This is a genomic window from Chitinophaga filiformis (genome assembly GCF_021646545.1).
In the GTDB taxonomy this organism is placed as follows: Bacteria; Bacteroidota; Bacteroidia; order Chitinophagales; family Chitinophagaceae; genus Chitinophaga; species Chitinophaga filiformis_A.
This window is the reverse complement of sequence record NZ_JAKIRP010000019.1, coordinates 149,946-164,689: the sequence shown is the minus strand read 5'-3', so window position 1 is coordinate 164,689 and position 14,744 is coordinate 149,946. Positions and strand designations below refer to the sequence as shown.

General features: G+C 45.9%; 15 protein-coding genes and 1 tRNA gene. 7 read left to right on the top strand and 9 right to left on the bottom strand.

Features of this window, described 5'->3' with window-relative positions; genetic code table 11:
- Positions 1 to 153 (top strand): IS66 family transposase (locus tag L3C95_RS35305; protein WP_410683784.1); only part of this gene is annotated, 153 nt, incomplete at its 5' end.
- A gap of 2 nt (positions 154 to 155) precedes the next feature.
- Positions 156 to 614, top strand: coding sequence for an IS66 family transposase (locus L3C95_RS35300; RefSeq protein ID WP_410683783.1), 459 nt, complete (start codon positions 156 to 158; stop codon positions 612 to 614).
- A 335-nt stretch (positions 615 to 949) separates the two neighbouring features.
- On the opposite strand, the gene L3C95_RS31330 is transcribed toward L3C95_RS35300, so the two are convergent.
- From L3C95_RS31330 to L3C95_RS31305, 6 genes are all read right to left on the bottom strand, one after another.
- Complete coding sequence (locus tag L3C95_RS31330; RefSeq protein ID WP_236394510.1) at positions 950 to 1,552, bottom strand: hypothetical protein; 603 nt, start codon at positions 1,550 to 1,552, stop codon at positions 950 to 952.
- A complete protein-coding gene (locus tag L3C95_RS31325; protein WP_236394508.1) occupies positions 1,549 to 1,878 on the bottom strand; it encodes an STAS-like domain-containing protein in 330 nt (109 codons plus the stop codon). Before L3C95_RS31325 ends, L3C95_RS31330 begins: the two co-directional genes overlap by 4 nt.
- Positions 1,856 to 2,917: a hypothetical protein gene (locus tag L3C95_RS31320; protein WP_236394506.1), complete on the bottom strand. Its 1,062-nt coding sequence runs from the start codon at positions 2,915 to 2,917 to the stop codon at positions 1,856 to 1,858. Before L3C95_RS31320 ends, L3C95_RS31325 begins: the two co-directional genes overlap by 23 nt.
- Before the next feature lie 267 nt (positions 2,918 to 3,184).
- Positions 3,185 to 3,268: transfer RNA gene (locus tag L3C95_RS31315), tRNA-Leu, on the bottom strand.
- 71 nt (positions 3,269 to 3,339) lie between these two features.
- The gene (locus L3C95_RS31310) at positions 3,340 to 4,482 is read right to left on the bottom strand and encodes a glycoside hydrolase family 76 protein (protein WP_236394504.1); all 1,143 of its coding nucleotides are present in this window, start codon (positions 4,480 to 4,482) and stop codon (positions 3,340 to 3,342) included.
- Positions 4,483 to 4,650: 168 nt separating this feature from the next.
- A complete protein-coding gene (locus tag L3C95_RS31305) occupies positions 4,651 to 5,463 on the bottom strand; it encodes a 2,3,4,5-tetrahydropyridine-2,6-dicarboxylate N-succinyltransferase (protein ID WP_236394502.1) in 813 nt (270 codons plus the stop codon).
- Positions 5,464 to 5,554: 91 nt separating this feature from the next.
- Here L3C95_RS31305 and L3C95_RS31300 point away from each other — a divergent pair, with 91 nt between their 5' ends.
- The 5 genes from L3C95_RS31300 to miaA all read left to right on the top strand — a co-directional run bounded on the left by L3C95_RS31300 (position 5,555) and on the right by miaA (position 10,314).
- Positions 5,555 to 6,685, top strand: a complete 1,131-nt coding sequence (locus L3C95_RS31300) for a glycosyltransferase family 4 protein (RefSeq protein WP_236394501.1) — start codon at positions 5,555 to 5,557, stop codon at positions 6,683 to 6,685.
- 3 nt (positions 6,686 to 6,688) lie between these two features.
- Positions 6,689 to 7,258, top strand: a complete 570-nt coding sequence (locus L3C95_RS31295) for an L-threonylcarbamoyladenylate synthase (RefSeq protein WP_236394499.1) — start codon at positions 6,689 to 6,691, stop codon at positions 7,256 to 7,258.
- Between the two features lie 29 nt (positions 7,259 to 7,287).
- Entirely contained in the window at positions 7,288 to 8,721 is a 1,434-nt protein-coding gene (locus L3C95_RS31290; RefSeq protein ID WP_236394497.1) for a CCA tRNA nucleotidyltransferase, read from the top strand.
- Positions 8,722 to 8,842: 121 nt separating this feature from the next.
- Entirely contained in the window at positions 8,843 to 9,418 is a 576-nt protein-coding gene (locus L3C95_RS31285) for a plasmid pRiA4b ORF-3 family protein (RefSeq protein ID WP_236394496.1), read from the top strand.
- Positions 9,418 to 10,314: a tRNA (adenosine(37)-N6)-dimethylallyltransferase MiaA gene (miaA, locus tag L3C95_RS31280; RefSeq protein WP_236394494.1), complete on the top strand. Its 897-nt coding sequence runs from the start codon at positions 9,418 to 9,420 to the stop codon at positions 10,312 to 10,314. Before L3C95_RS31285 ends, miaA begins: the two co-directional genes overlap by 1 nt.
- Here miaA and L3C95_RS31275 read toward each other — a convergent pair.
- From L3C95_RS31275 to L3C95_RS31265, 3 genes are all read right to left on the bottom strand, one after another.
- Positions 10,304 to 11,863 carry a hypothetical protein gene (locus L3C95_RS31275; protein ID WP_236394491.1) on the bottom strand — a complete coding sequence of 520 codons (1,560 nt, stop codon included), beginning with the start codon at positions 11,861 to 11,863 and terminating at the stop codon, positions 10,304 to 10,306. The two genes, miaA and L3C95_RS31275, sit on opposite strands and share 11 nt — an antisense overlap.
- Positions 11,864 to 11,979: 116 nt before the next feature.
- On the bottom strand, positions 11,980 to 13,569 hold the full coding sequence (locus L3C95_RS31270; RefSeq protein WP_236394490.1) for an OmpP1/FadL family transporter: 1,590 nt from the start codon (positions 13,567 to 13,569) through the stop codon (positions 11,980 to 11,982).
- Positions 13,570 to 13,651: 82 nt separating this feature from the next.
- Positions 13,652 to 14,674, bottom strand: a complete 1,023-nt coding sequence (locus L3C95_RS31265; RefSeq protein ID WP_236394488.1) for a hypothetical protein — start codon at positions 14,672 to 14,674, stop codon at positions 13,652 to 13,654.
- Positions 14,675 to 14,744: the final 70 nt, after the last annotated feature.

The following is a 14,744-nucleotide window of genomic DNA, read 5'->3' as shown; positions in this document are numbered from 1 at the left end:
ACGGATGGCTACCAGGTCTACGACACTATCGCTGAAAGCAGTGGAATAAATCTCATCCATTGCATGGCTCACGCACGTAGATATTTTGTAGATGCGCTGGAGCATGACCGCAGCCGTGCGGAGCATGTTCTTCAGCAAATACAGCTACTCTAGAAATAGAGCGGGAATGCAATGCTCAGGCATATAATATAGCAGATCGTAAATCTCACCGTTTTGAGAAGGCTGTTCCTATCCTCGCTGAGTTAGGGGTATGGATGATTGACCAGTATCCACAAGTCCTTCCTAAGAGCCCAATTGGACAAGCACTGGCTTATAGCATAAAAAGGTGGAATAAACTATGCGCATATGCCCAAACAGGACATCTGTTGCCAGATAACAACCCGATTGAAAACTCCATAAGGCCTATAGCCCTGGGCCGGAAAAACCATCTATTTGCCGGCTCACATGAGGCTGCGAGGAGATCCGCGATGCTATATAGCTTGCTTGGAACTTGTAAAATGCATAAGGTTGATCCTGTAAAATGGTTACAGGACGTGCTCAGTAGAATAGCCGGTTATCCCGTAAACCGAATCAAAGAACTTCTTCCACATAACTGGAAACTTGAGCAAAGTTAAGCCACTCCCGAATTACGATATAGATGCTGTTGCTCGTAGGCTTACGTACGTTTATTGCGTTTCATAATTCAAATTTTTGATCCGCAATATTATTTTGATGCTTCTAGATTAAAAAGACGCTCTATCTCGGGTGTTTACGCAATAATGAACATAGAAAAGAAATGGAGTATGACTCTCCATAACTGGGGGATCATACTCCATCAATTTTTAACGATCTTTGACAACAGATGTCGGCTCTAAACAGTTGCCTTATCGTTTACACAATATATTTTATAGTCTCGATTTAATCTGACAGTTGGGTTAATTGTTTACACAATATATTTTATAGTCTCATCCTAAATTGTATGTATAAAAATGATCGCTTGTTTTATTGCTTTCTCAACAGATGAGAAATCACTCTTTTGGCTTTTCAACAAATCATTATCAATTCTGGTATAATTTGAATTCATTAAACTTCCTCCTGTTACTGTTTTCCAATAACTTATATAAGAATTATTAATGGCATTGACTGTATTCTCTTTTATTCCAACTATTCCTATTTTTGACTCACCCTTGAACGCCAGCGTGAAGTTTTCTTTTAAATTTTGTACTTTTAAATCTGCGTCGGAAAAGAGTATCAGTATTTCGTCTTTATCACTTGCGGAGATAGAATTGTTTGAGTAACAACCTTCAAACTTAGTTCTGATTCTTTTTATTTCTGTCAAGGTTTCCTTGCATTCCTCTATAAGAGCATTTTTTAGTTGTCTTTTATCTTCTATCCACTTTTTTATAAAAAAAGGAATAGCAATCCCGATAAACAAGGTAGAGCAAACTTGAAACACTTCATAAATCTTCACTTCGGTATTCCACCTAATGAAAGGAAAATTTTTTACAAAAAAGCCTGATAGTCCGCCTAAAGCGAAAACAATTATTAAAACTAAAATTCTGATGGTTTTCACTTTTTCTTCGGGTTTTGAATTTCCGATATTATCTTATCAATCCGCATTTGATTTTTTGACTCAAATTCTAAATGTTTTAAAACTTGATCGGCCCCTTTATCAATGGATAGCTTACCAAATGAGCCGGAAATAAAAGAAGATGGATATCCTAGAACATCATCTAATATTATCAAAACCTTGCCTCCTTCTTGAACCGCTTTATCAAACTTTGGCAAGAGAAGGCTTTCCAAAAAAAGTTGTCCTGAAAAATCTCCTTCATATTTATATCTGGCCCCTGGTTTTGAGCTAAATTCTTTTGCGATATCAATTGACTGTGTTACTTTCATTGTTTTTTAATTTTGAACATAATTCAAAATAATAGAATGTCCCTCCGAAATTATTTCTCAACTCATCCTTTTCACCAGTTTTTAGATTTATCTTCACTTCATTGGTTATTAGATAAAATTTCTTAAAAAATGGAAGCTTGGAGTAGCTTATAATTTGGGGAATTCCTTTTCCTCTTATTTCATTATCGACATCAATTCTAGACCCAATTTTGCCCGATAATAAATCGTCCACTAATATTATATTTCTAACTAATGGAAATTTAATTGCTATTTTTTTAAGATAATTTTTCATTACGACACTCTTAAATATACCAACACCTAGGTCTAGAAAACTAACTGATGTGATTTCATTCTTAGTATCATTGTAAACGTAAATTACCCATTTCGAATTACCAAATTTATTTAGGCTTGCATGATGATGAGTGTTGGACATCATTTCAATAAATATACTATATATTGCTTCAATATTGTCCTCAGAGTAATCTCCGTTACTATTAATTAACATCGTCGCCTTTTCGGCAATCTCAGGTTTTACTTTAAAATTTGATTCTTTATGCATTAGATTTTTATCACTTGGCTCAAATTTTTTATGAGAATTGACATAATTATAAAAGCCGGAGGACGTAAAAAGTTCCTTCATTTCTTCGTCATCAGGTGCATTCCCATAAATAGTAGTGCCATAAGATCGAAAAGACGTCAAGTGCGAGATCAATATGGCTATTGCATCAGGAGATAGAGATTGAATTTTGGAAATATCAAAGCGAACAGGCAGACCTTCCATTAAAGCTTTTTTACCTGTTTTGATAAATGTCAATACCGAGTCAGTGTTTTCGATGAACTTGAAATGTTGAGGTGCAACAAGATTTAATGTTTCAAGATCTCTTTCTTTTCTGGAACTCCTATTTAAGGAAAAAATGTTACCTCTTTTCCAGTGTTTAAGCCTATTTTTTCTCCTTTGTTTGAAGTTTTTGGTTGATTTTTTATGCTGTGATCTTTGTCGTCTTAGAATGTGAGTTTTTGCACTATTCGGATTTGGCATGGGATTATTAATAATTTTTATACTTACAATTGGTTTGTTACGCTCACCTAAGTAAAAGACTAGTTGGGTGACAAATTTAACTCATTTTTGCATGTGGAAACGTAACAGAACGGAAGTAGTTGCATCAATGAACATATGAATTAAATGTCTTAATATGTGGTACAAGCGAGTACTTGCAAGGTATCACGTTTCATCCAGAATCATGGTCGGATCGGGCTCAGAAAATCAAAAAACGCCGGAGATCATTTCTCCGGCGTTTTGCCTGCGTGCCCAGAACTGGATTCGAACCAGCACACCCTTGCGAGCGCTGCGACCTGAACACAGTGCGTCTACCAATTTCGCCATCTGGGCAACTGATTCCGTGTTAAGGGATTGCAAAGGTAGACATTTCTCTCAAACTTCCAAATTTTTCTTTCAAATTTCTAAAACAACCACACCCCATTCATCATCGCCACCCCACAAGTCGTCTCAAAAGAATTCACGTAGTTATCCGGTGTCCGGCGCCACCACTGGCCCCACATCAGACCATTGGAGTTGCGGTAAGTCCAGGCCTCAGCAGCATTGTAATTCAGCCACGCGGCATAGGTACTTTGCAGACCATGATCCCGGACGAACTTACAAGCCCAACGCGCAAAGATGGCTTTGAACCCCTGGCAGTCATCACAATCATATTCATCCGGCAGGAGCCCCTGGGCATTACACATATTTGCCTTCGTGTAGTCCATTGCTTTAGCGGCCATTGATCTGTAATTACCGGAAGGGTAGGAGCTGTGTAACATACTACAAGCACCGATGAATGTGCCTTGAGTATACGTACGGGCGCCTTCTGTAATAACCCCGGCGGAATTCATCGCCCCTTTCACTTCCCCGGAGCCGGAAACATACAGCTTACTCACCATCCAGTCGATAATCATCTTAGCCTTATCCCGGTAGCCAACATCACCCGTAGCCTGGTACAGATACATCGCACATATAGCTGCAGGTGCATTCACACAGGCGTTTTTAGTGTTGTTGGCAGTCGTCCACCAAAGACCTCCACCCAGATTCGCATCCCAGGCCCGGTTCCAAACCATGTCAAAGTTGTTCTTCGCCATGTCTTTCATCCCACCATCATTAGTGATCTGAAAAGCACGGATACACATCAATGCACCCCAGATCACGTCGTCATTGTAGATATTGGATGTCCATAAGAGCCCGTACGCATCCCGCATACCATTGTACAGATAAACCATTTTGTTCCGGAGGTCCGCATCATTATTAGCCGTATAAGCATCTATCAGCGTCTCAATAGCCTCCGCCTGTCGCCAGAAATCCATCCTGCCCGTACGGGTCACATCTGAGTAGTAATATGCCTTGAAAGACGGACCATAAGTCCCATACTGGTTGTAAAACGCGTTGTTGTAACACTGCATCGCCAGCAAGGCCTCGGAGCGGGTGGGTTGAGCGGCACTAATAGTAACGAGACTCTTAGTCGCATCAGCAGGGGATAGTTTTTCAGCGTCTTTTTTGCCGCAGCTGGCCATAGCAAGTGCAAACAGCAATGCCATAATCGGTGGAATTTTCATGTTTTTCAGTTTTTATGAGTGAAGGGTTTACGTGAAATTTTGTGGAAACGCGGGTTTTCGATCTGCTACAGTAATAAGACAGCCGGAAGCAAAAAATTCCTTACAGGCAACAAAAAAAAGCCGCTCCCGGAAGGGAAGCGGCTCGGAAAAATGTATGTCAGACAGCCCTTATACAGCCACGTTGAATTCTCTCAGCGTGTCGTTCAGACTGGTTTTCAGGTCGGTAGATGCTTTACGCTGACCGATGATCAGTGCACAAGGTACCTGGTATTCGCCGGCAGGGAATTTCTTGGTATAGCTACCAGGAATTACCACGCTGCGTGCTGGTACACGGCCTTTGTATTCAACTGGTTCCGCTCCGGTTACGTCGATGATCTTGGTGCTCTTGGTCAGTACCACGTTAGCGCCCAGTACCGCCTCTTTTTCCACGATCACGCCCTCCACCACGATGCAGCGGGAGCCGACGAAGCAACCATCTTCAATGATCACAGGACCAGCCTGCAGTGGTTCCAGTACACCACCGATACCAACGCCACCACTCAGGTGAACATTTTTACCGATCTGCGCGCAGGAGCCTACGGTAGCCCAGGTATCCACCATGGTGCCCTCGTCAACATAAGCGCCGATGTTTACGTAAGATGGCATCAGGATAGCTCCTTTACCAATAAAAGCGCCGTAACGGGCAATAGCATGAGGTACAACACGTACACCCAGGTCTTTGTAGCGGGACTTCAGCTTCATTTTATCATAGAACTCGAATGGTCCGAGGTCAATGGTTTCCATTGGCTGAATAGAGAAGTACATTAAAATGGCCTGTTTTACCCATTCGTTTACTACCCATCCGTTCTCTGTAGGTTCTGCTACTCTGCTTTTGCCTTTGTCTACAGCTTCGATCACACATTTTACAGCATCACTGTACTGTGATTCCTGCAATAAAGTGCGATTCTCCCAGGCCGCTTTTATTAGTTCTTTTAGCTCCATCGTTGAAAATTTTTTACAAACATAAGGAAAACCTGTTAGTAGTTGCAAGCTGGGAGCGATTCCTTACCTTTACAGCCCTTTAAATCATGCTATGAATATCGCTTTTGACGCAAAACGAGCCTACGAGAATAATACAGGCCTGGGAAATTACAGCCGGACGCTGATTAGCTCACTGGCAACGTATTATCCCGAGCACAATTATTATCTCTATGCGCCTAAGCTAACCAGCATGTACGCTACGGAGGCGTATGCGAACATGCAGCCAGTATTGCCGGAAAAACGCCTGCACCGCTGGTTCCGCAGCGCCTGGAGAAGCAAATATGTAGTACGGGAACTGGTGGCCAAAGGCATCGATATCTACCATGGGCTCAGCCATGAAATTCCGTTCGGCATTCACAAAAGTGGTGTGAAGAGCGTGGTAACCATGCATGATCTTATCTTTGAACGTTACCCTGCGCAATACAATCTCATTGACGTACAGACCTACCGGCGAAAGGCGAAATACGCCTGCCAGTATGCAGATAAAGTGATCGCCATCAGCGAACAGACCAAACAGGATATCATTCAATACTATAAAACCCCGGCAGAAAAAATAGAAGTAGTGTATCAAAGCTGTGATGAATCCTTCGCGGTTACGCACGAGAAAGCACGTATCGCGCAGATGAAGGAACAGTACGGACTGCCGGCATCCTATTTTTTGTATGTCGGATCCATTATTGAAAGAAAGAACCTGCTGGGAATACTGCAGGCCATGCTGCAGCTGAAAGGAGAGATAGACATTCCCCTGGTGGTATTGGGAGGAGGCAGTAGTTACAAGGATAAGGTAAAGGCTTTTGCCCAAAAACATGACCTGTCTGACCGGATCGTCTGGCTGAATGAAAAGGGCAGAATTGCGACGGAAGATGTGCCGGTATTATACCAGGGTGCGGAAGCTTTATTATATCCCTCTATCTTTGAGGGCTTCGGTATCCCCATCCTCGAAGCGCTGTGGAGCCGTACGCCGGTGATCACATCCGCTGGTTCCTGTTTCGGGGAAACAGGCGGTGACGCTGCCTTGTATGTCAATCCACTGCAGCCGGCTACTATTGCAGATGCGATGAGAAGAGTACTGAACGAAAAATCATTCGCAGAAGAAATGAGAACAAAAGGATGGACACACGCACAATTGTTCAGCCGGCAAAAGTGCGCTGCGGCCGTGATGAAGGTCTACGAAAGTTTATAAATTATGATGGATTTTGAAAATGATGTAACGGCATCCCTGCAGGTATTACGTAGCGGGGGACTGATCCTCTATCCTACAGACACGATCTGGGGTATCGGCTGCGACGCGACCGACGAAGCCGCCGTTAGTAAAGTATTTACCCTGAAACAACGGCCAGAGGCAAAGAGCCTGGTCATCCTCCTCGCAGAGGTGCGTGACCTGCTGAAATATGTAGCACATACCCCTCCTGATATTGCTGATATTATCGCCGGGTTTGACCGGCCTACCACCATCATCTATGAAGGGGCGCTTGACCTTGCTCCTAACGTGATCAACAGCGATGGTACGGTTGCTATCAGGATCGTACAGGATACCTTCTGCCGGCACCTGATCAAGCGCCTGCGTAAACCACTGGTGTCCACTTCCGCGAATATCAGCGGACAGCCTTCGCCGGCTTCATTCAGGGATGTGGACGAGGTTATAAAACAAGGGGTGGATTATGTTGTTAACTACCGGCAGGACGATACGACCCCGGCAGCGCCCTCACGGATCATTAAGCTACTGAAAGATGGCAGTATGCAGGTGATCAGATAAAAAACTTACTTTTGCCGTTTTATTCATTTATGATCAGCAGAAAGCCTATAGATATTCCCTGTACTTTACAGGAACGAAAAGTGTTGGAACAGATAGCGTTAGCGGCCCATGAACTGGGTACGCCCTGCTACCTGATCGGCGGCTTTGTGCGCGATAAAATACTGAACAGACGTACCAAAGATATGGACGTCGTATGCGTGGGGGACGGTATCGCCCTGGCCCATAAGGTGGCCGAATATTTTGATAATGCGAAGGTTAGCTTCTTCAAAACCTATGGTACTGCACAGGTCAAATGGAATGACCTGGAAATCGAGTTCGTCGGCGCCAGAAAAGAAAGCTATCGTCACGACTCCCGGAACCCCGATGTGGAACCCGGTACCCTGAAAGATGACCAGCTGCGCCGCGACTTTACCATCAACGCACTGGCTATCAGCCTCAATGAGGCGGACTATGGCAGCCTGGTAGATCCCTTTGGCGGTATTGCGGATCTGGAGGCAAAGATCATCAGAACGCCACTGGAGCCTGCACAGACTTTTATCGACGATCCCCTGCGGATGATGCGGGCCATACGCTTTGCGTCGCAACTGCAGTTCACCATCTCCGATGAAGCCTTCAGAGGCATCAGAGAAAATGCAGACCGCATTAAGATCATCTCGCAGGAGCGGATTACAGACGAATTCAATAAGATCATGTTGTCGCCCGTACCTTCCGTAGGCCTCGACCTGCTCTATAAAGCCGGTATTATGAAGATAATACTGCCGCAGATGGTAGACCTGGTCGGCGTGGAAATGGTGGAAGGAAAAGGGCACAAAGACAATTTCTATCATACCTTGCAGGTGGTGGATAATATCTCCCGCCATACCAAAGACCTTTGGCTGCGCTGGGCTGCTTTGCTGCACGACATCGGCAAGCCTGCCACCAAACGTTTTGAACAGGGACATGGCTGGACCTTCCACGGCCATGATGCGGTGGGAGGGAAGATGGTACCCCGTATCTTTACCAAACTGAAACTGCCGCTGCACGAGAATATGCGGCTGGTGAAGAAACTGGTGGAACTGCATCTCCGCCCCATCAGCCTTACCAAAGAGAACATAACCGACTCTGCTATACGCCGTTTACTGTTCGATGCAGGTGATGATATTGATGGCCTGATGATGCTCTGTGAAGCAGACATCACCTCCAAAAACAAAGTGAAAGTAAAACGCTACCTGGAAAACTTTGAACTGGTGCGCGAGCGCCTGAAAGAAGTAGAGGAAAGTGACCGTATCCGCAACTGGCAACCTCCCGTTACAGGCGAGATCATTATGGAAACGTTTGGCCTTTCGCCTTCCAGGGCAGTGGGTGACCTGAAAAATGCCATCCGCGAAGCTATCCTGGATGGGGTAATTCCGAATACCTACGAAGCTGCCTTTGCCTTCCTGCTCGAAAAGGCCAAAGAGATGGATTTGACACCAGTTAAATAAAAATGTTAATTTAGTAGTGTTAATTAATGTTAACGCTGCCTTTTTCAGGATCAGGTCTGATCTTTGTACCTGCTGATCCGATCCTGGAAATACCAGATTATTAATAAAATCCTTTATTGTCATGCCTGTTTTGAAATTCAGAGTTTACTGGGAAGAAGATGAAAGTGTGTACAGGGATATTTCCATTAAACCGGACCAGACATTTTTACAATTTCATCAAACTATTTTACAGTCTTTCGAATTTGACAATAAACATAAAGCGACTTTTTTCCGTAGCAATGATAACTGGCAACGGGGCAGAGAGATCATCCTTGAACAGGATGGCGCTCCACGTAAGGTAGAACCACTGTTAATGGAAGACACGCCTATTGCCGCAGCTGTAAAAACCCCCAATCAGAAGTTCATTTACCTCTATGACTATGCGAAGAACTGGACATTCCTCGTGGAACTGATCGGTGTGTCAAAAGATGAAAACTCCAAAGTAGCATATCCTTTCTGTACAAGAAAAGAAGGCTTAGCCCCCAGCCAGTACGGCACCAAAGGCCTTGTAGGCGACAAACTGGTGGAAATGGAAGAGAAATATGACCTCAATAAAGAAGGCATGAGTGAAGATGGCTTTGGCGAAGAAGGAGAGGAGGACACAACCGATGCAGAGGACGAAGGAGGTGAAGATAATAGCAACGAAGACATGTATTAGTGAAGACCGTTATTATCATCGCAGGTCCCACAGCGGCGGGCAAAACGGCGAAAGCAATAGAAGTGGCACAACACTTTGATACAGCCGTTATCTCTGCAGACTCCCGCCAGTGTTATCGTGAAATAAGTATAGGTACCGCAAAACCCAGTCAGCAGGAACTGCTGACTGTTCCGCATTATTTTATTGATTCCCATTCCATAAAGGAGGAGGTCAATGCCGGCATTTACGAAAGACTGGCTTTAGACTATGCTGCCGAAGTATGGAAGGACCGGGATGTTGTGGTGATGTGTGGAGGTACGGGACTGTATATTAAGGCTTTCTGTGAAGGTATTGATAACATTCCAGCCGCTCCTGCAGCCGTCCGTGCCGCCATACAGGAACGCTATGAAAAGGAAGGGCTGGCCTGGCTCCAGCAGGAAGTGCAGGAAAAAGACCCCGCCTTTTATGCTATTGCAGAGATCCAGAACCCACACCGCCTCATAAGGGCACTGGAAGTATTATATGCTACCGGCCAGTCTATTACCAGTTTCCGTACAGGTAATACCGTACAACGGGACTTTAACATCATCAAAACTGCTATTACCCTTCCCAAAGAACAACTGCACGCCAATATTGCCCGTCGTGTACACCAGATGGTGACCGATGGCCTCCTGGAAGAAGTACGGGCCGTATTGCCTTACCGCAATCATAACGCCCTGCAGACCGTGGGATATAAAGAGGTGTTTGATTACCTGGATGGTAACATCAGCTGGGACGAGGCCGTAGAACAGATCATTGTGCATACCCGCCAGTACGCAAAAAGACAGCTAACCTGGTTTCGTAAAGACAAAGACTTCAAATGGTTTGAAGCCGGCAAAGGCCTGCTGGAAGAAGTAGACCAGCTGCTTAAAACCTGACGCCACAGGTCAGCGCCATTCTCGTGGTGGCACTGGTGATTTGTGCCGCCGGCGGATTCACATACCCATAATTGTTGGGTAAGAGCTCGTAAGGCACTTCCCGCCGCTGTTGATGCCCTCCTCTGATAAACGAAAGGTCCATGTAATAACCACTGTTAGTCTTGTAGCCTACGCCACCGCTGTAATAAGTACGCGCACCGTCAATCCCGCTATCTTTATAAGGACTGCCATAACGTGCAAAACCAAGTCGCAGGGCATAAAGCAGATATTTTATTTCCGCACCTGCACGGAAGTTGCCTGCTGTCCGGTAGTTAGCTTTTACCTGCTCAGCATAATAGTGATTATCCAATGCATCCCCATACTTTAGCTTCATGGAGCGATAGTCGTCCAGCTCGTAATCAACGCTGATAAACCCGTAAGGATGATCAGGGTTACCGCCTGTGTTGAACAGCACCACAGCGCTTGCTGTCGCTTTCCAGGGCGTTCTGACGCTGTAATTGAGATTGTCTGTTTCCGACTGTGTGGTATCATCAATCATATAAACAGTAGATGCCCTTACTACACCGGCCGATTTGGTGTCAGTCAGCATATCCGTCTGATAGTCCTTATTCACGCCATACCAGGTAGGCGATTGAAATGTGAGGCCCAGGTTGAGCGGCGCTGCCGGTTTGTAGATACCTCCTAATTTCAGGTTAACCCCAATGCCGTTTGTAGTCGTTGTCTGGGTTACCTGGTAGGCATTCAGGTCAGCATGCACCGGATTAATATTCCGCTCCTCCCAGATATCCTGCTGGCCTTGTTTAATGAAGCCAATATTCATACTGCCTCCGAAGTATAACTTGTCGCTGTGCTGCTTGCCGAAGACGAGCGCCAGTTCCGTAATACCGCCATGCGTGAGGATATGGTGGGATTGATGGACCAGTATACTGTAGTCGTCCGCTTCTGCGGCTGATGTGAACTTATATTGATCGCCCTCCCGGTAAGGATTGATCAGGTAAGTCTGGTAGGCAAGGGATGCGGCATGCCTGATCGCTACATCCTGCCCGGCGGATAGTAGCGCGTCTGGGTTGCTGACATGGGCATTGTCTGCCTGGATGAAGTAATTGAGCGACTGGGAGGAATTGGCGATGCTTCCCTGGTAGTAGACATCTTCCCGGAAGTTGTTCGTCCTGTTCACACCCATGGCAAATACCAGGGGACGTTCCTTCTCCTTGCTGCGCATCAGCAGGGTGAAGTTGTCAAACTTCAGGCCGCCCCTTTTGGCGTTGTCTTTATTGCCAAGATAATAGTTGGTATTATTAATATGCTGATAGCCAAGAGAAAAAGAAAGGTCGCTGCTACGGAAGAAAGCAGCGGCTGCAGGATTCACATAGATGGCTGCTACTTCTCCTCCCAATGCACCTGTGGCGCCGCCGATTGCTTGTCCGCGGGCAGAGCCCACGGGTATGTCGCTGCTGAATTTTAAAACATCCTGTAAGGTTTGAGCTGCAACAGGATATGTAATTGCCGGTAAGGCAAAAGCCAGTAATAGTGACAGTTTGTAAGTCATAGGTGTATATCGCCGCGCAAAAATAGAGAAAAATGGATTGATCCCTTCTCTATTTAAAAAAAGGGCGTCCACGCAAAGCGAACGCCCTTTTCAAGTAAAATATGTTTGGTGACGGATTAGAACTTCCAGCCAAAGGTAGCATTGATGTTAGCCTGTTTGCTGTCGATCTTCGCAGCCGCCGGTGTAGTGTAGTTGTCGGCCGGATCAGCATTGGAAGACAGTACATAAGGCTGATTGGTGAAGGTATTGCTGCCATACACCAGGCCCAGGTCCATATAGAACCCGCGGTTCCTGTAACCGATACCGCCGCTGTAATACTGGCGTTTACCGTCAATGGCACCGTTCTTATAAGGACTGCCATACAGGGCATAACCCAGTCTGAAAGCGATAACGTGCAGCTTTAACTCGCCACCTACGCGGATGTTAGACGCTCCCTGGTAGGTTGCCTTAATAGCGTCGTTACGAAGATCGGAGTCTTCCCTGTCAAAGCTGTTATCGTTCCGGAAACGCATTTTCATGGAAGCATAGTCCATGTATTCATAGTCGAAGGAAATGAAACCTGTCGGCTTCCTGGTATCGGCCGAAGGAGCGAAAAGGAAGGCTGCGCTAAGTACTCCTTTCCACGGTGTTCTGACAGTATACTTTGACTCGTCTTCAAAGCCATCATTAGTTTCGGTAGACGAAGCAGACAGCACGCCGAAGGTCTTGGTAGAAGTGGTCATGTTTGTCCGGTAGGTATCTGTAAAACTGATCCAGGAAGGAGAGTGGAAGGTAGCACCCAGACTTAAGGCCTTAACGGGTTTATAGATACCACCCACCTTGAGGTTGATACCCGTTCCTTCTGATCTGAGTGTTTCAGTAACATCAAAGCTGTTCAGGTCTGTTGGAACGGTGTTCTGGTTAGTTTCTTTCCATGTCCTTGAATTTTTGTAGGTCATGGTCGGAATATTCAGGCTACCGCCGAGGTACAGCTTATCGTCATAGTTAGCAGCGAAAGCGAATGCTACGTCATAGGCGCCGCCTTTGGCGTCAACAATGTTCTCCTGTTTTACATTGATGCTGCGGTCCTGTGCCTGTGCAGCAGAAAAGAAGGTGCCATCAGGCTGGTTGTTATTGTCCGTGTAAGGAGAAATAAGTCCTGTCTGATAAGCGAGTGCAGAAGTATGCGCCAGGGAACCGATCGTCTGGCTACCACCCAGCTGTTGATCCGGGTTGGTAACACCGGCAGCTTCTGCATCCAGGTAATAGTTCAATGACAGCGAGGAACTGGTATTGGTACCTGTGTAATAGATCCGCTGATTGTAGTTCTGCGTACGGTTCAGACCCAGCCCGAAACTGAAATTCTGCCATTTGCTATCCGGCTTTTTCCTTCTGCCACCAAAGATCATGGTGATATTGGAAACAAGCGGAATGAACTTATTGTCATCAGCCTTCGTATTCAGGTAAGTGCCTGAGTTGGAAATATTCTGGAAACCAACGGTAAATGAGAAATCATTTGTTCTGAAAAAGCCGACTCCCGCGGGGTTTACATACAGGGAAGAGGCTTCTCCTCCCAATGCACCGAGAGCGCCACCTACTGATTGTCCTCTTGTTGTACCTGAGGGTGAAGTCGTGCTGAATCGTAAAGCGTCGTCTATCGTTTGTGCCTGCAGGGATAAGCAGGTTCCTGTCAATGCCAGGGCGAACACCATTCTTTTAATCATCATAGTAGAATTAAGGGTTAAAAAATACCCTGGCTTTTGACCAGGGTACATTTTTAGAATATTCAATGATCAAATCATTTTAGTATTAGTTCCTCGTTCTGCCTGCGCGACCACCGCCGCCGCCACCACCACCGATGGAACCACCGCCGCCGCTGGATCTGCTAGGCGTATAGGATGGAGGAGGTGAATAAGAACGCTGTGGTTGCTGCGCTGGCTGGAAGGACCTGGTAGGAGGATTGTAAGAGCCACTGCTGCGGCCACCACCGTCGCTACCTACAGGGCGTTCGCCTGCAGAAGGTGTAAATGAACGTCTTGGTGTGTAATAACCATCAGGATTGGTCCTGCCACCGGTAGTAGGACGTTCTACAACACGTCCGCCAGGGCTGGTAGTACCGGAACCCCTTCTCGATGGAGTATAATCTGTTCTGGTTGTACGGCCACCAGGATTAGGCGTTGTTCCGCCAACTACCCTGCCTGGGTAAGAAGTACCGAAGCTACCGCGTGTACGGCGTCCCGGAGAAGCATAACCATAGTAGCCTCCGTGACCACCCCAGTAACCAGGATATCCGCCATAATAGCCACCGTGATATCCGCCATAGTACCAGGGATTATATGCCCAGCTGCTGTACCATGGACTGTACCAGCCACTATACCATGGGTTGTAACCACCCCAGCCGTAACCGAAGCCTATGCTAACGGAAGGACCCCAGAAAGAGCTGTAGTAAGGAGAACCCCAGCCATAACCGAAGCCGCCACCGTAGTAACTGCTGATACCCCAGCCGCTACCGTAGTAAGGACTACCGTAAAAACCGGAATATACGTTTGGTGAATAGTAATCGTAGTAAGAACCTTTATAGTTCCTGTTAAACATGTCTATGCGGCGTGAATAATCCCCCTGATCTTCATCGTCATACGTAACATAGGTGCCATCACCTTCGGCATCAGTCACATTAACGTTATCGTTATTTTGATTATTGCTTGCAGCATAGGTGGGTTTAACTCTCGGAGAGTAGTACACATCGTCCGGTGTTTGTGTGGTTTTATATGCTGATGAACAGCTGCTTAGGATAAACAGCGCTAGCACAGCAAGGTAAGGAACTGATTTCATTTTGTCGGAATTTTTAGCCTGATTTCTATAGTAAATTTACACTATTTTTAACGTAAAGAACGGTCACTGC

Coding starts and splice junctions, on each gene's coding strand:
- L3C95_RS31325 (WP_236394508.1), bottom strand. CDS start 1,878: ATGAAAGTAACACAGTCAATTGATATCGCAAAAGAATTTAGCTCAAAA.
- L3C95_RS31320 (WP_236394506.1), bottom strand. CDS start 2,917: ATGCCAAATCCGAATAGTGCAAAAACTCACATTCTAAGACGACAAAGA.
- L3C95_RS31310 (WP_236394504.1), bottom strand. CDS start 4,482: ATGAAAATTCCACCGATTATGGCATTGCTGTTTGCACTTGCTATGGCC.
- L3C95_RS31305 (WP_236394502.1), bottom strand. CDS start 5,463: ATGGAGCTAAAAGAACTAATAAAAGCGGCCTGGGAGAATCGCACTTTA.
- L3C95_RS31300 (WP_236394501.1), top strand. CDS start 5,555: ATGAATATCGCTTTTGACGCAAAACGAGCCTACGAGAATAATACAGGC.
- L3C95_RS31295 (WP_236394499.1), top strand. CDS start 6,689: ATGATGGATTTTGAAAATGATGTAACGGCATCCCTGCAGGTATTACGT.
- L3C95_RS31290 (WP_236394497.1), top strand. CDS start 7,288: ATGATCAGCAGAAAGCCTATAGATATTCCCTGTACTTTACAGGAACGA.
- L3C95_RS31285 (WP_236394496.1), top strand. CDS start 8,843: ATGCCTGTTTTGAAATTCAGAGTTTACTGGGAAGAAGATGAAAGTGTG.
- L3C95_RS31275 (WP_236394491.1), bottom strand. CDS start 11,863: ATGACTTACAAACTGTCACTATTACTGGCTTTTGCCTTACCGGCAATT.
- L3C95_RS31270 (WP_236394490.1), bottom strand. CDS start 13,569: ATGATGATTAAAAGAATGGTGTTCGCCCTGGCATTGACAGGAACCTGC.
- L3C95_RS31265 (WP_236394488.1), bottom strand. CDS start 14,674: ATGAAATCAGTTCCTTACCTTGCTGTGCTAGCGCTGTTTATCCTAAGC.